This is a genomic window from Aquisalimonas asiatica, assembly GCF_900110585.1.
Classification (GTDB): Bacteria; Pseudomonadota; Gammaproteobacteria; order Nitrococcales; family Aquisalimonadaceae; genus Aquisalimonas; species Aquisalimonas asiatica.
This window is the reverse complement of record NZ_FOEG01000003.1, coordinates 430,065-446,320: the sequence shown is the minus strand read 5'-3', so window position 1 is coordinate 446,320 and position 16,256 is coordinate 430,065. Positions and strand designations below refer to the sequence as shown.

Here is a 16,256-nt window from a genome sequence, read left to right as displayed (position 1 = left end):
GCGCTCCACCGTCAGTCGACCGATCTCGCGGTAAAGCTCGTCTGTGCTGGGCTCATCGGATTGCTTGCCGGCCTTCCTCTTGCCTTCGAAGAGGTCTGGAGCGTTCTCCAGCAGCTCGCGCTTCCAGGTACTGACCATGGTGGGGTGAATCTGGAATCGGGCGGCGATCTCGGATGTGGTCTGGTCACCCTTGAGGGCGGCCAGAGCGACTTTGGACTTGAACGATGGGCTGTATTGCTTGCGTTTCTTGCTCATGATTCTCCTCCTTGTGGAGATGATGAATCAGAGCTTAGGCACCTGTCCAAAATTTGGGGGCCACTTCAGACGGCATAGTAAGCTGGCCGAGACGCGAGTCCCTGCCCCATCACCAGGAGCTGACTAGAGTCACTTAGGATATTTTATATGGATCAAATATTTAGTGAGTTTTCATGTGCCATGCCCCGAACGCAGCTGAGGCGTGAGCGGTCCTTGGCTTCGTCACTCCGGTATCAGTTGCTGGCTCGTGGGGCGGTTGCCGCACGGAAACGCTGTGCGACCACCACGAACAACTGTCTCCGACAGAAATAGGAAAGGTGACCTCCATGGCCAGTCTTGAAGAGCTCACTCCCTCGGCAATGGTTCGAGGTTTGAAGACTGCAACGACAGTGAGAGTGGTCCAGGCAGATTGGTACGGGGACCAGGCGGTGAAGATCACCTACGAAGAGCCGGATGGCTCCGTTCGCAACACACTTTGTTACCGGCATAGCGAGCCACAACTCGAAGTCGTCGAGTCGGGGCGTGCTTGGTCGTTTCATGCGGACGCAGCCCTTCTGAGGCTTGTTTCCGAGGCCAACCGCATTCGGCTTGCGCATCTGTTCGACCCCTATCTGGCGATCCACACGTCGCGCGTTGAACCTTTGCCGCACCAGATAACAGCGGTCTACGGTGAGATGTTGAGCCGTCAGCCTCTACGTTTTCTCTTGGCCGACGATCCTGGAGCCGGAAAGACGATCATGGCTGGCCTTCTTATGAAGGAACTGCTCATTCGTGGCGATCTGGAGCGCTGTTTAGTGGTTGCTCCCGGAGGATTGGTCGAACAGTGGCAGGATGAGCTGTCGGAGAAGTTCGGTCTGGCCTTCGATATTCTGACACGAGATCAGATAGAGGCCTCCCGCAGCGGCAACCCGTTCACTGAGCGGAACTTTCTGATCGTGCGTCTCGATATGCTAAGTCGCAACGAGCAGCTTCAGGCCCAGTTCAAGGCGGCGAAGGAGTGGGATCTGGTCGTTTGTGATGAGGCTCACCGGATGTCAGCCACCTTCTTTGGCGGGGAGATCAAATACACGAAACGCTACCTTCTCGGGCGTCACCTAGCTTCGCATTCCCGCCATCTTCTGCTGATGACAGCAACCCCGCACAACGGTAAGGAAGAAGACTTCCAGCTCTTCATGGCTCTGTTGGATGGGGATCGTTTCGAAGGACGGTTTCGCGACGGAGTCCACAAAGCAGATGCGACGGACATGTTCCGGCGACTCACCAAGGAAGAGCTGCTGCGGTTCGATGGCCGGCCGTTGTTTCCGGAGCGCCGCGCCTATACCGTGCAGTACGAGCTGAGCGATCAGGAGGCCGCGCTTTATGAGGCCGTTACGACATATGTCCGCGAGGAGATGAACCGCGCGGAGCGCTTTGCCTCTGATGGAGACGATAAGCGTCGCCAGAACGTGGGCTTCGCCCTGCAAATACTTCAGCGCCGACTCGCATCTTCTCCGGCAGCAATCCACGAGAGTCTCCGGCGACGTCGCGAGCGGTTAGAAGCACGACTGGCCGAAACCCGATTGTTGGCCCGCGGCGCGGATCAGCGCATTACGGTCACACCGGCGAACGGCGATTCCGACATCGACCTGGAAGATCTGGAGGAAGCCCCCGGCGACGAGCTTGAGCAGGCTGAGGAGCAGATTCTCGACCACGCCACCACGGCGGCGACTATTACCGAGCTAGAGGCCGAGATCGAGAAGCTCAAGCAATTGGAGTACCAGGCCAACGCGGTCCGGCGGAGTGGCACGGACACAAAGTGGCAGCAGCTGAACAGTATTCTCGACGATCCGTTAATGTGGGATGGCGAGCGCAATCGCCGAAAATTGCTCGTCTTCACGGAACCGCGGGATACGCTTGAGTATCTGGCGAACCGCATAAGAACCCGGCTGGGTCGTCATGAGGCGGTTGTCGTGATCCACGGGGGGATCGGCCGCGAGGACCGCCGGAAGTCGATCGAGGCCTTCATGCACGACCCGAGTGTGACCGTGATGGTGGCCAACGATGCCGCTGGTGAAGGCGTCAATCTCCAGCGGGCGCACTTGATGGTGAACTACGACCTCCCGTGGAACCCCAATCGGCTGGAGCAGCGCTTCGGTCGCATCCACCGGATCGGACAAACCGAAGTCTGCCACTTGTGGAATCTGGTTGCGGCGGATACGCGCGAAGGCGAGGTGTACAGCCGTTTGCTGGAGAAACTCGAGACTGCACGCAATGCGTTGGGTGGTCGCGTCTACGACGTACTGGGCCGGCTCTTTCAGGGGTCCGAGATGCGCGACTTGTTGGTCGAGGCCATCCGGTATGGTGAGGACCCAGACATCCGCGGCCGCCTCTTCGAACGGGTCGACAATGCCGTAGACCAGGAGCGCCTGCTGGGCTTGCTCGAGGATCGGGCGCTCGTTCGCGATCACATGACCGCCGCCCAGGTGGATGAAATCCGCGAGCAGATGGAGCGTGCTGAGGCCCGTCGCCTCCAGCCGCACTACATCGAGAGTTTCTTTCTGCAGGCGTTTCGCCACTTGGGCGGCGCGATTCACGAGCGCGAGAGTGGTCGTTATGAGATCACCCGCGTCCCGGGTCCGATCCGCGACCGTGATCGCCTGATCGGGCAGGGTGAGCCGGTGCTGGAGCGCTACGAACGCATCTGCTTCAAAAAGGAGCAGATCAGTGGGCCACCAGTCGCCGCCTACGTTTGTCCCGGTCACCCTCTACTAGACGCCACGCTCGACCTCATCATGGAGCGTTATCGCGACCTGCTGAAGGAGGGGGCGATCCTGGTCGACGAGACGGATGAAGGCGACAACGCGCGGGTGTTGTTTTATCTCGAAAGCGCGATCCAGGATGGTCGGGTGAACCGGAATGGCGAGCAACGGGTCATCTCGCAACGCTTGCAGTTCGTCGAGATCGACGAGGCGCAGAACGCCCGGGATGCAGGGCCAGCGCCTTATCTGGACTATCGCCCAGTTACCGAAGAGGAGCGCAAGGCGGTCGGAGGTATCCTTGAAGCGGGGTGGCTAAACGAGGATCTCGAGAGTGTCGCCATGAGCCACGCCATCACGGAGCTGGTGCCTGGCCATCTGGAAGAGGTGCGCTCGCGCCGACTGCCCGAAATCGATAAGGTCGAGACAGAGGTCACGGCTCGCCTCAAGCAGGAAATCGTTTACTGGGACAATCGTGCCCTGCAACTCCGCGATGCCGAGAAAGCTGGCAAGCCGGGGGGGCGTCTGAATGCCAGTCAAGCGGAAGCACGTGCCAACGATCTTTCGGAACGTCTGGAGGGCCGACGGGCAGAGTTGGAGAAGGAGCGGCACATTGCGCCATCACCGCCCGTGGTGCAAGGTGGCGCGCTCGTTGTCCCCGGTGGCCTTCTGCATCGGATGAGAGCCGGAAGTGATGCACCTCCCGCAGATATCGCCTCCGCCGAAGCCCGCGCCGAGGTCGAGCGCCTGGCGATGGAGGCGGTTATGGAGGCCGAACGTCGACTCGGCTACGAACCTCGGGATGTGTGCAGCGAGAACGCGGGCTATGACATCGAAAGCCGAGACCCGAATAACCGAACCCTTCGGTTCATCGAGGTCAAGGGCAGAGCGGCCGGAGCGGAAACGGTGACAGTTACCCGTAACGAGATCCTGACCGCCCTGAACAAGCCGGATGCCTACATTCTGGCCATTGTGGAGGTCAGTGATGGCGCCGCCAGCGATCCTCGTTATCTGCGAGCACCGTTTCGATCCGAGCCCGATTTCCATGCAGTAAGCGTGACCTATAAGTTAAATGAACTTTTGACGCGTACGGAAGAGCCGGGCTGAGTCCATTTGCACTTGTGACAAATCCGTGCCCGAGAAAGACGCCGCATTCCTCGACATACGTGTGGAGAGGGTGGCTGCGGTAGTGCGGCGGCTTCAAAGCAATTGATTCGAATGGAGTGAATGTGGGCCAGACAAACCACCGAAAGAAACTCATTGAAGTCGCTCTGCCCTTGGAGGCGATCAACGCGGCCTCTGCGAGGGAGAAGTCGATACGCCATGGCCACCCCTCGACGCTCCATCTCTGGTGGGCGCGGCGGCCGCTTGCAGCGTGTCGCGCGGTGCTCTTTGGCCAGTTGGTGGACGATCCTTCTGCATGGCCGGAGCGCTTCCCGACCGAGGAGGAGCAGGAGAACGAGCGGATGCGACTGTTCAAGCTTCTCGGCGGCACCAAGGAAGCGGGCTATAAGGATGGACTCGTGGCATGGGAGAGCTCGACGGACGAGCGAATGCTCAATTCCGGTCGCTACGAGATCGCGCGGTCGGTCGCCTGGAATCTGGGGGAGGAGCCTCCCACCGAACCGACAGCAGTTTTGGAGTATATCCAGGAAAAGGCGCCGCCGGTCTACGACCCCTTCTGTGGCGGCGGATCGATTCCGCTAGAGGCGCAGCGCCTTGGGCTCCGGGCTTACGGCTCGGACCTGAATCCGGTGGCGGTATTGATCTCTAAGGCACTGGTTGAGATTCCGCCGAAATTCGCAGGTCAGACGCCGGTCAACCCCGATGCGCATGATGAGCTGCAACGCAGTGGACACTGGAATGGCAAGGGTGCGCAAGGGCTGGCTGAAGACGTGCGCTACTACGGCCAGTGGATGCGAGATGAGGCCGAGAAGCGGATCGGCCATTTATATCCGCGCGCAGAAGTCACTGAAGAAGCTGTCCGGCAGCAGCCAAGCCTCAAACCCTTGCTCGGTCAAAAGCTCACCGTAATTGCCTGGCTATGGGCGCGGACCGTGGCCAGCCCCGACCCGGCGGCGCGCGGTGCGAAAGTGCCGTTGGCTTCCTCGTTCATGCTTTCGACCAAGAAGGGCAAGAAGGCCTGGGTTGAGCCGGTGCGGGACGCGGACGCACCGGACGGCTATCGTTTTGAGACCCGATCGGGTGAAATTGGCAAGGCGGAGGAGGCGGAGAAAAAGTCGGGGACAAAGGCCGGTCGCGGCGCAAATTTCACCTGCGTGCTTACGGGAACGCCTATAGCCGGAAACCATATCAAACACGAAGGGAGCGAGGGACGCATTGGGGCCCGCCTCATTGCGATTGTCGCGCACGGACCCAAGGGGCGCGTCTACCTACCGCCTGAGCAAGAACATGAAGTTGTTGCAGCATCGGCGGAGCCCGAATGGGCACCGGAAGGAGAGCTTCCGGATAATCCACGCTGGTTCTCACCACCTGATTACGGCATGCCGGGCTATAAGGACCTCTTCACCCGCCGCCAACTAGTGGCGCTGACCACGTTCTCTGATTTGGTTGGCGAAGCCCGAGAAAAAGTACTGCAAGATGCCCGTTCTGCTGGGTTGCCCGAGGGTTCCGCACTAACCGATGGTGGAGCTGAGGCTCAGGCATACGCGGATGCGGTGGCAACGTACCTAGCGATTGGTGTAGATCGCGCGTCTGACTTTTGGAATGCAAATGCGACTTGGGAATCTGGTGGTGGTTTTATCGCGCATCTATTTACGCGGCAGGCGATTCCGATGGTTTGGGATTTTTCGGAAGCCAATCCCTACTCAACCTCAAGTGGTAACTGGAGTGATACTGCAATTGGCTGGATCGAGAAGGTGTTAAAGGCGCTGGTACCTGCTGGTCCGGGATGGATTAAGAATATCGATGCGGCGGATGGTGTGGCACTGGCCGAAAACGCACTTATATCTACTGATCCTCCATACTATGACAATATAGGTTACTCTGACCTTTCGGACTTTTTCTATGTGTGGGCACGTCGGTCATTAAGACAAGTATGGCCGAACGTTTTTCGTACAATGCTTGTTCCAAAGAAGGGCGAGTTGGTAGCGAGTCCATATCGTCATGGAAATCGAGAAACAGCCGAAAAATTCTTCCGTGATGGGATGGGACGGGCACTTGGTAATCTGATTCGGGTATCCGCTGACGACAGTCCGACGGCGATCTATTACGCATTCAAGCAGGCGGAAGTCGAGGCAGAAGGTGTCGCTTCAACTGGCTGGGCCAGCTTCCTTCAGTCTGTATTGGAGGCGGGATTCATCGTTGATGCGACTTTGCCTGTGCGGACAGAGCGCGCTGCGCGGAGTATTGGCATCGGCACAAATGCTTTAGCTTCTTCAATCGTACTCGTTTGCCGTAAGCGTCCAGTAGAGGCCAAGGTCACCACCCGTGCGGATTTTCTCAAGGTGCTCCGGCGCGAGCTTCCTCAGGCCTTGAAGTTGCTGCAGCAGGGAAGTATTGCGCCTGTGGATATGGCGCAGGCGTCCATTGGGCCTGGCATGGCGGTCTTCAGCCGGTACGAGAAGGTGCTCGAAGCAGATGATAGTCCGATGTCGGTCAAGACGGCTTTGCAGTTGATCAATGCAGAGCTGGACTCGTTCTTGTCTGAGCAGGAAGCGGAGTTCGATGCTTGGACTCGATTCGCCGTGACGTGGTTCGAGACGCACACCATGCAACGGGCAAGCTACGGTGAAGCCGAAACACTAGCGACGGCGCGCGGTGTGTCGGTCAGTGGCGTCGAGCAGGCGGGAATCGTCGAATCCGGTGGTGGTAGAGTCCGCCTGATACCTCGCGATGAACTGCCGTCGGACTGGGATCCGGGTGACGACGATCGGCCGACGGTGTGGGAATCGACCCAGCACTTGATTCGGCGCCTGGATGAGGGGGGAGAGGATGCAGCCGCCGATCTCCTGGCGCGGCTGGGTTCGCTAGCGGAACCAGCCCGGGATCTCGCGTATCGCCTGTTCGGAATCTGTGAGCGCAAGGGCTGGGCCGAAGAAGGCCGCGCCTACAACGGCCTCGTGATCGTATGGCCAGATCTTGCGCGCAAGGCGGCGGAGACGCGCTCCGAAGGGCCGTCGCAGGGCCAACTGGAACTCTAAAACAAGGCAAGCATCCTTATGGCATTGACGAATAAAGATCGACTGACCCGCGCCATGGATGCCCTCACCGAGGGCTTGCAGCCGTTCGTCGAACGGGAGTTGAAGGCGGCATGGGGCGCGAACTGGGAGGCGCGGCTCGATCAGTCGCGTCCGAAGCCGATGGAACGGGATCGGAGCGGCACGCTGCAATGGGATGCCCACTCACTGCTGAACGCAATCATCCATAACTTCCGAGAGGTTTTCAGTAACCAACTGGGGCATGCCGAGCGCAACTACGCCGGCGAATTGCTGACTGTGCGCAATGAGGCCTGGGCACATGGCAACAAGCCAGTGTCGTCGGAGGATACGATCCGTGCATTGGATACCGCCGAGCGCCTGCTCGTTGCTGTGGGGGCGATGCAGAAGGCCGAGGAACTGAAGCAGCTTCGGATCGAGACCCAGCGCACGGTCTACGCTGAGGAGACTCGCCAGCAAACCCGGCGCAAGACATTGAGCCTGGAGGGAAGTCCGAAAGCCGGTCTGAAGCCGTGGCGCGAGGTGGTTACCCCGCACCGGGACGTGGCGTCAGGACGTTATGTGCAGGCGGAGTTTGCCGCCGATCTCGCCCAGGTTCACCGCGGAGAGGGTGCAGATGAGTACCGGGATCCGGTGGAGTTCTACCGTCGTACCTATCTGACCCAAGGACTGCGGGGACTGCTGGAAAGTGCAATGTATCGGCTCTCCTACCAGGGTGGCGATCCGGTGGTGGAGTTGCAGACGAACTTCGGCGGCGGCAAGACCCATTCGATGCTCGGCCTTTACCACCTGTTTGGCGCCGATGACGTTACCCGGCTGCCCGGCGTGGAAGAGCTGATGACTGAGTTCGGGATCGAGAAGTTGCCACGTGGTAACAGGGCTGTGCTGGTTGGCACCGATCTTTCACCGGCTGAGCCGCAGACCAAGCCGGATGGCACGGTAACGCATACGCTTTGGGGTGAAATGGCGTGGCAGCTTGGGGGCAAGGCTGGCTATGACCGAGTCGCCGAGTCGGACCAGCGTGCTATCAGCCCCGGATCCGGGATTCTCTCGGAGCTTCTCAAAGCGCATGCGCCCTGCTTGGTCCTGATCGACGAGTGGGTCGCCTACGTTCGTCAGCTCTACCACATTAACGATCTCCCTGCGGGTACGTTCGATTCCAACCTGACGTTTGCCCAGGCACTGACTGAAGCAGCCAAGGCGGTGCCCGGGGCGATGCTGGTGGCGAGCCTTCCGGCATCACAGATCGAGATTGGCGGTGAGGGGGGGCAGCAGGCTTTGGAGCGGCTGAAAAACACCTTCAGCCGCATCGAGTCGGCCTGGCAGCCGGCTACAGCCGATGAGGGATTCGAGATCGTCAGGCGACGGCTGTTCGAGCCGATCGCCGAGCGCGAGGACTATGCCGCCCGGGACGCCGTCATCAAGGCCTTTATTGATATGTACAAGCGCGGGGGCAACGAGTTCCCCCAGGGCTGCGGGGAAGGCGACTACCGGCGACGAATGGAAGCGGCTTATCCGATCCACCCGGAGCTATTCGAGCGGCTTTACAACGATTGGGGTGGCCTGGACAAGTTCCAACGAACCCGCGGCGTCCTGCGTCTGATGGCTGCGACCATTCACGTCCTCTGGGAGCGCAATGATCCGAATCTGATCATATTGCCCGCGTCCATCCCCATTGACGATTCATCGGTGCAGAGCGAGTTGACTCGCTATCTGGAACAGAGCTGGAGCGCGGTGATCGCGAAGGATGTCGACGGGTCGAGTTCGATACCACTGACGATCGACCAGGAAGTGCCCACATTGGGCAGATATTCTGCCACGCGGCGCGTGGCCCGTACGGTCTATATCGGATCGGCTCCCACCTACCAAAGCAACAATCCGGGAATCGACGACCGCCGCATCCGTCTCGGGTGTGCCCAGCCAGGTGAGTCGCCGTCCACGTTCGGGGACGCTCTGCGTCGATTGGTGGACCGCGCAACCTACCTCTACCAGGACGGTACGCGCTACTGGTACTCGACCCAGCCCAGCGTGGCACGCATGGCTGATGACCGGGCCGCTCAGTACGAAGATGCGGACGTTGATGGACGCATTGTGGAGCGCCTGCGTAAAGAAAAGACCCGTGGCGAGTTTCACGGTGTTCACGTGGCGCCGGACGGTTCCGCGGATGTTCCCGATGAGATGGAAGCGCGCCTGGTGATCCTGGGGCCTGAATACCCCTATGCCAAGAATGACGGCAACCGCGCGCGGGAGGCCGCCGAACAGATCCTCAAGACTCGCGGTTCGGCTCAACGCATGTACCGGAACATGCTGGTATTTGTTGCGCCGGATAGTGCGCGTCTGACCGAACTTCGAGACAGCATGCGTCTGTTAATGGCGTGGACATCGATTGTTGCGGAAAACGAGGCTCTGAATCTCGACGCTTTCCAACGCCGACAGGCGGAGTCGAAGAAGGCGGACCTTGAGCGCAGCGTCGACACCCGTATCCACGAAACCTGGATCTGGTCACTGGTACCCTGGCAGGATGCGGGCCAGTCGGAGATTCACTGGGAAAGCGCACGGCTGCAGGGACAAGATTCTCTGCCAGTTCGGATGGCTAAGCGATTGATTACCAACGAGGGGCTGTTTACTCGCTACGGACCCGCGCGTTTGGGCATGGTCCTGGAAGAATTCTTCTGGCCCCAGCATGAGCACATCAACACGCGACAACTGTGGGAGCATCTAGCCTCTTACTTGTACTTGCCGCGCCTCAAGGGTCAGGACGTCCTCCAGCAGACAATTGAGGCCGGTATCGGTGAGCTTTTCGCGGAGCACTTTGCTTATGCCGGCCGATATAATGAAGAAACCGGACGATATGAGGGTTTGAACGTCGGGGGAGGCGGTCAGGCAGTCATTGATGGGTTCAGCGTCCTCATCAAACCTGATGTGGCCAAGACGCAACGCGACCTCGAGGACAGGAGTAATCTTCAGGAGGATCCGAATCCGTATGATGCTGTAGACCGCGAACCGGCCACGCAAGACAATACTGAATCCTCAGATGCTCCGGGCGCTCCGCGAAAACGGCTCGTCAAGCGTTTTTACGGCACGGTTGCCCTCGACCCGGATCGTGCCCCCCGCGACATGGGGAAAGTTGCCGAGGAGGTCCTGCAGCATCTCACGGTTCTACCGAGAGCTCAGGTGGAAGTGACCGTGGAGATTACCGCGACCATTCCGGAAGGCGTGGACGACGACACGCAAAGGGTTGTTACAGAAAATTGCGAAGTCTTGTCTTTCAAATCTCAAGGGTTCGAGGAGAGTTGACGTTGGTCTGTTAGCTCTCATCAGCGAGGGAATCGATTGGGAGGTTTCTACAAGCGGTGAATTAACGAGCGTTTTCTTATCACCAGCCGGTTGCCACCCTGCGCGCCGCTCTGGTGCGCAAAACCTGTCAAGAAGCCCGTAAAGTTTTCTACGCTCAGCAAACGGCCGGCATGCTATACACCGTGCCATGGATATCGGCTCTTCGCACGTCCACTTGGTCAGGATCGAACCGGACGCCGGTCGGTGGCGGTACTACTGCGTCTATCTTCGGCCCGACCTCTTTGCGTCGGTTGCCCTCGTACGAGAATGGGGGCGTATCGGTCAGGGAGGGGGGTCGTATCGGGTGGAGCCTTTCGACAATAGGGCTTCCGCTCATGCAGCGCTTCTGGACGTGGTTCGACTGAAGGTGCGGAGGGGGTATCAAGAAGCGGGGGCGGCGCCATGATTATCGGGTACGCGCGCGTGAGCACCCACGATCAGGATCCTCAGCTGCAGCTTGATGGTAAGCGATCATTCCACGACGTAGTTGACCTACTTCACGTCAAGAAGCGGACGTAGCAGCTCCGGCGAGACCTTGTACTGCTTCCTTCCATCACCCAGCACGATCACGCTCTTGCGGTTGATCTTGGTGACGATCCCCAGCACCGGCCCTTCCCGGCCTTGGAAGGTCACCTTCATTCCCACTCGCAGTTGACTGATGGCGTGCAGGGTTTCCTGCTCTTGCAGTTCATCAATGCGCTGGCAGATGTGCTGGTTCAGTTCCAGCAACTGATCGATGCTCATGTCGTCAATGCGCATGGACAGCGGCCTCTGGTTGCTTGTTCTGTCGGTCAGGATGGCGTGGGTCGATCAGCGCGCGTAACGGAGTGTCGGCGAACCGGGTTTTCCAGAGTCGCGGTGTCAGATCGGCCACCTCTTTGGCTGGATGCTGGCTAATGCGTTGCAGGACGTCCACCAGGTAGGTGTATGGATGGATGTCATGCAGTTTGCAGGTACTGATCAGGCTCTGGATGATGCCCAGGTGTTCAGCGCCCAGTTCGGTCCAACAGAACATCCAGTTTTTCTTGCCCATGGGAATGGGCCGAAGGGCCCGTTCCAGGTGGTTGGTATCGGGTTGTACGTCCGGATCTTCCAGGAACACGGCCAGGCTCGTTTCCCGGCCGAGCACGTAATTCAGGGCTTTGGTTAGCGGTTCACTGGGCAACAGGCCGCCTTGAGCCAACTGATCCCGGCACCATTGGAAGAAGCCGCTGACGACCGGCTTCGCATGGTCCAGCCGGTATTGACGCTTCTTCTCGCCAGTGAGCGCCTTTTCCTTAATGGTATCTTCAATCTGGTACAGCTTTGCGATCTGTTGCAGGGCTTCGGTGGCCTTCTCGGGATGATCCTTCTGAGCCTCAACGAAGCAACGGCGACTATGCACCCAGCATTGAGCATGGGTAATGCCTTTTTGGGCCGCGGCATAGCGGGCATAAGCCGCATAACCGTCACTGATCAGGGTGCCACTGAACTGGTCGTTCAGAACCTCCTCGATATGCAGTCGGCCTCGGCTGTTCGAGTAGGTGAACACCACCTCGTCGGCATCACCGTATAACGGCCAGAACCAGCCGGTTCTCATCTTGCCCTTTTGCGGGCCGGCCCGGCCCTGGTGGCCGGCCTTGATGGGCGTTTCATCCATGGCCAGCACCCGGCTGCGCAGCACGTTGTCGGTCTGGGCGTCCACAATGGGCCGAAGCAGGTCGATGGCCCGCTTCACCAGGTTCGTCAGGGTACTGCGGCTGACGGTTATACCGGCCTGTTGGAGGCGCTGGTGCTGGCGATACAGCGGCAGGTGGAACTGGAACTTGTCCACCAACAACCCGGCCAGCAGGCTGACATCGGCCAGGCTGTTGTCCAGCACGTTGAACGGAGCTGGTGCTGTCATAGGTTTTTGGTCCGCGCTCTTACGACGGAACACCGGACGCTCGCATTTGAGCACCACATAGCTGGAGGCCCGCTGGGCCAGACGGTAGGTGGTCTTGCTGCCGACCACTTCGTACTGATCGGCTTCTGGGCCGGTCAGCTCCGGTGGCAGATGTTCAACGACCTCCACCGGCACATCGGCGGTGAAGCGCAGGCCGGTGTCGTTCAGGCAGTCTTCGCCCCGCTGCTTCTTGCCGGTGCCACGCTGATAGGCTTTAACCGTGCGCTTTTTCTCTTCCGGTGGGTTCTCCGGAACCGGTGCATCGCCTTCCTGGAACAGGCTGTCCTGGCCCGGCAGGTCAAATACCTGCTTCTCGGATTTGGGGCCGAACAGCTGCTTCTTGAACCAGTCCAGCTGGCGCTGCAGGATCTGGACCTGCTCACGCAGCAGTGCATTCTCCTCGGCCAGAGCCGAGGAGGACGATGCATTGGGAGAAGGAGCAGAAGCCGTTGAATTCATGACCGATATTATACCGGAACCCGGCCTTCTATACCCCTCGAAAACGCTTGAACTGGCGGTATTTCTGCACCTCGATGCCATCGATCAGCAGTTGCAGATCCGTCAGCGTCAGGGCTCGCTGACCGGAGGCAGATAAAGGCACCCGGAACTGTCCCTGCTCCAGGCGTTTGGCCCACAGGCAGTAACCAGTGGTCGTAAAATACAGCATCTTCATCTGAGTTTTACGGCGATTGACGAAGACGAAATACTGGCCGCTGAGCGGGTCGTGCTTCAACTGATTCCGGACCAGGGCGCTCAGGCCCCGGAACGATTTCCGCATATCGGTGGGCTCGGTGCACAGCCAGATCCGGGCCTGACTATCCAGCCCAATCATCCGTTCTGGCTCAGCCGCAGTTCAACGCCATTGCCCAGGCTGAGCACAATGTTCCAGCCGGGGCCGGAGGATGGAGAGTTGCCCATCAACGACGAGAGATCCAGAAAACCGGCTTCACCGGGACCTGACGACTCCTCAGTCGACGGGTCGGACAGGCGCTTGCGCCAGTTACAGAAGCTGGCGTAACCGATCTTCTCCTGTTTACAAAACTGCGGTGCTGACAAGCCGCTGGCGCGCTGCTGATCAACCAGGGTCTGCCACTGTTCTGGAGTACGGTGCTTTCTCATGGGGGTAACCTCGTATCGGGAAATGTGAGGTTACTGTAGGGCGAATCTCAGTGGGGTGGCAGAACGTCGCGGAATGAACGCTTACGCTTGATGCGCTGTCCGAGGCGGGCTGCGATCAGGTCTTCCAGGAGCGGATCACCGGTACACAGCGGGAGCGCCCGGAACTCAATGCATGCCTTCGCTCGCTTCGGGAAGGGGATACCCTGGTGGTCTGGAAGCTGGATCGCCTGGCACGTTCGCTGAAGGACCTGGTCACGATCGTCAGCGAACTCGAGGAGCGCGGCGTGGGGTTTCGTTCGATCACGGAAGCGATCGACACCACGAGCAGTACAGGCAGGTTGGTCTTCCATATCTTCGGAGCGCTTGCGGAGTTCGAACGGAATCTGATTCGCGAGCGCACCGTTGCCGGACTGAAGGCCGCGCGGGCTCGTGGGCGGAAGGGCGGACGGAAACCGGCACTGTCTCGCGGTGATGTCCGGCGCGCTGCGGCGATGCTGGCGGATCCGACGATGACCAAGACGGAAGTGGCGCGTTACCTGGGGGTGAGCAGAGTGACTCTGAATGTCTCGCTCAGACGAGAAGGGTACTGACGCATGTTCCGGGCCCAGTACAACAGTATTCGCTGCGCTCTCCTGCCGAAAGTGATGCGTGTGGGGTGGTCGGACTTGATTCTGTTGAGCACAACTAGCAAACTATTTGCAAGTTATGCGCATTGAGAGCAAGTAATCGGTGACTGCTTCTTCGTTCCTGGCGACACATCGGGTCTTCACTGCGGACGAGTTCGGATCCACGCTTAACCTGGCTCCGAGCAGCCGTGACTCTCTGCTCGGATACTACCGGCAGCGAGGCCGCATCCTGCCGGTTCGTCGTGGCCTCTACTGGGTGGTGCGAGCCGGGGAGACGCCCGAGATTTGTACTGTCGACCCGTTCCTCGTGGCGTCAAGGATGACGGACGACGCAGTCCTCGCGTACCACACGGCGCTGGAGTTCCACGGCCGTGCCTATTCCGGTTTTTCAGAGCTTCAATACAAGACGGCGCGAGCAGCGCGCACGACCACCTTTCGGGGCTGGCGGTTCCGGGCCGTGCGGTTTCCGAAGGTGCTGCAGCAGGGCGGAGACCTGTTCTTTGGAGTGGAGGAGCATGATCGGAGTGGGCAGAGCGTACGGGTAACCGGATTGGAGCGCACACTGGTCGACGTGCTGGACCGCCCCGAACTATGCGGCGGGTGGGAAGAACTCTGGCGCTCGGTGGAGATGGTTGAGTTCTTCGACCTGGACCAAGTGGTGGAGTATGCACTGCTTCTCGGTAACGCCACGACGGTGGGCAAGGTGGGTTGGTTTCTTGATCTGCATCGGGAGAGCTTGATGGTCCAGGAGGAGCACCTGCGGATCTTGCGGGAGAAGCGGCCGCGGCAACCGCGGTATGTCAGCCGCGGGGATTACGGGCGGACCCGGTTTATCGCCGAATGGAATCTCGTCGTGCCGCAGGCCTTGGCCGAGCAGCGCTGGAGCGAGGTGGCATGAGTCTGTCGGTGGAAGGCTTGCAGAGGGAGGCGGGCCGGACCGGATTCCGACCGGAGATGCTGGAGAAGGTGCACCGGCTGCTGGATCTGTTGGAGGCGATCCGGCGCCATCCGTACCTGAAGTCGCGTGTCGTGTTGAAGGGCGGGACGGCGTTGAACCTGTTCGTGTTCGACGTGCCCCGGTTGTCTGTGGACATCGACCTCAACTACATCGGTGCGCTCGACCGCGAGACGATGATTGCTGAACGGCCCGCCCTTGAGCGCGCAATCGAGGCGGTGGCGGGTCGCCTGGGCTTAGCACTGCAACGGGCACCGGAGGAAGCGCACGCCGGCGGCAAGTGGCGACTGCGTTACGAGAGTGTTCTTGGCCAAGGCGGTACGTTGGAACTGGACATCAACTACATGTACCGGGTGCCGCTGTGGCCCAGCAGCTTGCTTGATTCGCCACTCGTCGGATCACGACAAGTGCATGGTATCCCGGTCCTCGACGTCCATGAGCTGGCTGGTGGAAAGCTCGCCGCGCTACTGGCGCGCGGCGCGAGCCGGGACCTGTTTGACACGCATTACCTGCTCACGAATCACAGTTTGGATGTAAGCACATTGCGTGCTGCCTTCGTGCTGTACGGGGCCATGAACCGCCGGGATTGGCGTCAGGTCACAGTGGACGATGTGCGGATCGAAGCTCGCGAACTCCGCAATCAGCTCATCCCGGTTCTGTCTGGCGATGCGCTGGCAGGAATGACAGGCACGGAAGCGTGGGCAAAGAAGCTGGTGGGCGAGTGCAAGGATGCGTTGTCTATGGTGTTGCCATTCACCGATGCCGAGTGTGAGTTTCTGGACAGAATTCTGGACCACGGTGAGATTCGCGCCGAGGTGCTGGGTCTGGACCAGCGGCTCACGGCTCTTGTGCAGAGCCATCCGGCATTGCTCTGGAAGGCCCACAACGCGCGTGGGAATGTATCCTGACGCCGTAATCGGCCATAGGGGGCGGTGTCCTCTGCCGGTCACCCGGGCCGTGGACCGCCTCTTGGCACAGCCATGTGGGGCTTATTGGAGAACGTGCGGGCGAATCGCCGCGCAGCCGGCAAGTGTGCAGCATTTGACCGTTGCTGTAACCGATTGCTATACAAAGAAGAATGATGGCTCATCCACAGGTGGTTCCACAGATTATGTGGATATGATGGTG

General features: G+C 59.7%; 12 protein-coding genes. 7 read left to right on the top strand and 5 right to left on the bottom strand.

What is annotated here, in order from left to right; genetic code table 11:
* Positions 1 to 255: transposase (locus BMZ02_RS09880; RefSeq protein WP_139209191.1), on the bottom strand; the 255-nt coding region annotated here is incomplete at its 3' end.
* 326 nt (positions 256 to 581) lie between these two features.
* Here BMZ02_RS09880 and BMZ02_RS09875 point away from each other — a divergent pair.
* The 4 genes from BMZ02_RS09875 to BMZ02_RS19420 all read left to right on the top strand — a co-directional run bounded on the left by BMZ02_RS09875 (position 582) and on the right by BMZ02_RS19420 (position 10,910).
* Positions 582 to 4,097, top strand: coding sequence for a protein NO VEIN domain-containing protein (locus BMZ02_RS09875; RefSeq protein WP_091642916.1), 3,516 nt, complete (start codon positions 582 to 584; stop codon positions 4,095 to 4,097).
* Positions 4,098 to 4,219: 122 nt separating this feature from the next.
* The gene (locus tag BMZ02_RS09870; RefSeq protein ID WP_091642914.1) at positions 4,220 to 7,153 is read left to right on the top strand and encodes a DUF1156 domain-containing protein; all 2,934 of its coding nucleotides are present in this window, start codon (positions 4,220 to 4,222) and stop codon (positions 7,151 to 7,153) included.
* Positions 7,154 to 7,171: 18 nt separating this feature from the next.
* On the top strand, positions 7,172 to 10,465 hold the full coding sequence (locus BMZ02_RS09865; protein ID WP_091642911.1) for a Swt1 family HEPN domain-containing protein: 3,294 nt from the start codon (positions 7,172 to 7,174) through the stop codon (positions 10,463 to 10,465).
* Positions 10,466 to 10,652: 187 nt separating this feature from the next.
* The gene (locus BMZ02_RS19420; RefSeq protein WP_091642908.1) at positions 10,653 to 10,910 is read left to right on the top strand and encodes a WGR domain-containing protein; all 258 of its coding nucleotides are present in this window, start codon (positions 10,653 to 10,655) and stop codon (positions 10,908 to 10,910) included.
* An 86-nt stretch (positions 10,911 to 10,996) separates the two neighbouring features.
* On the opposite strand, the gene BMZ02_RS09855 is transcribed toward BMZ02_RS19420, so the two are convergent.
* From BMZ02_RS09855 to tnpA, 4 genes are read right to left on the bottom strand one after another with little or no spacing between them, the layout of a single operon-like run.
* Positions 10,997 to 11,263 (bottom strand): hypothetical protein, encoded by a 267-nt coding sequence (locus BMZ02_RS09855; RefSeq protein WP_091642906.1) that lies wholly within the window; start codon positions 11,261 to 11,263, stop codon positions 10,997 to 10,999.
* Positions 11,253 to 12,887, bottom strand: coding sequence for an IS66 family transposase (gene tnpC, locus BMZ02_RS09850; protein WP_171909886.1), 1,635 nt, complete (start codon positions 12,885 to 12,887; stop codon positions 11,253 to 11,255). The genes BMZ02_RS09855 and tnpC overlap by 11 nt, the downstream gene beginning before the upstream one ends.
* A gap of 28 nt (positions 12,888 to 12,915) precedes the next feature.
* Positions 12,916 to 13,260: an IS66 family insertion sequence element accessory protein TnpB gene (gene tnpB, locus BMZ02_RS09845; RefSeq protein ID WP_004578760.1), complete on the bottom strand. Its 345-nt coding sequence runs from the start codon at positions 13,258 to 13,260 to the stop codon at positions 12,916 to 12,918.
* On the bottom strand, positions 13,257 to 13,547 hold the full coding sequence (gene tnpA / locus BMZ02_RS09840) for an IS66 family insertion sequence element accessory protein TnpA (protein WP_091642903.1): 291 nt from the start codon (positions 13,545 to 13,547) through the stop codon (positions 13,257 to 13,259). The genes tnpB and tnpA overlap by 4 nt, the downstream gene beginning before the upstream one ends.
* A gap of 95 nt (positions 13,548 to 13,642) precedes the next feature.
* Between tnpA and BMZ02_RS09835 the strand changes: the two genes are divergently transcribed.
* The 3 genes from BMZ02_RS09835 (at position 13,643) to BMZ02_RS09825 (ending at position 16,036) form a co-directional block, all read left to right on the top strand.
* Complete coding sequence (locus tag BMZ02_RS09835) at positions 13,643 to 14,137, top strand: recombinase family protein (RefSeq protein WP_091642901.1); 495 nt, start codon at positions 13,643 to 13,645, stop codon at positions 14,135 to 14,137.
* A gap of 139 nt (positions 14,138 to 14,276) precedes the next feature.
* Positions 14,277 to 15,071 (top strand): type IV toxin-antitoxin system AbiEi family antitoxin domain-containing protein, encoded by a 795-nt coding sequence (locus BMZ02_RS09830; protein ID WP_091642898.1) that lies wholly within the window; start codon positions 14,277 to 14,279, stop codon positions 15,069 to 15,071.
* Complete coding sequence (locus BMZ02_RS09825; protein WP_091642896.1) at positions 15,068 to 16,036, top strand: nucleotidyl transferase AbiEii/AbiGii toxin family protein; 969 nt, start codon at positions 15,068 to 15,070, stop codon at positions 16,034 to 16,036. Before BMZ02_RS09830 ends, BMZ02_RS09825 begins: the two co-directional genes overlap by 4 nt.
* Positions 16,037 to 16,256: the final 220 nt, after the last annotated feature.

What these genes read in the sequence shown, in the direction of transcription:
- BMZ02_RS09875 (WP_091642916.1), top strand. Translation starts at nt 582, where the DNA reads ATGGCCAGTCTTGAAGAGCTCACTCCCTCGGCAATGGTTCGAGGTTTG.
- BMZ02_RS09865 (WP_091642911.1), top strand. Translation starts at nt 7,172, where the DNA reads ATGGCATTGACGAATAAAGATCGACTGACCCGCGCCATGGATGCCCTC.
- BMZ02_RS19420 (WP_091642908.1), top strand. Translation starts at nt 10,653, where the DNA reads ATGGATATCGGCTCTTCGCACGTCCACTTGGTCAGGATCGAACCGGAC.
- BMZ02_RS09855 (WP_091642906.1), bottom strand. Translation starts at nt 11,263, where the DNA reads ATGCGCATTGACGACATGAGCATCGATCAGTTGCTGGAACTGAACCAG.
- tnpC (WP_171909886.1), bottom strand. Translation starts at nt 12,887, where the DNA reads ATGAATTCAACGGCTTCTGCTCCTTCTCCCAATGCATCGTCCTCCTCG.
- tnpB (WP_004578760.1), bottom strand. Translation starts at nt 13,260, where the DNA reads ATGATTGGGCTGGATAGTCAGGCCCGGATCTGGCTGTGCACCGAGCCC.
- tnpA (WP_091642903.1), bottom strand. Translation starts at nt 13,547, where the DNA reads ATGAGAAAGCACCGTACTCCAGAACAGTGGCAGACCCTGGTTGATCAG.
- BMZ02_RS09825 (WP_091642896.1), top strand. Translation starts at nt 15,068, where the DNA reads ATGAGTCTGTCGGTGGAAGGCTTGCAGAGGGAGGCGGGCCGGACCGGA.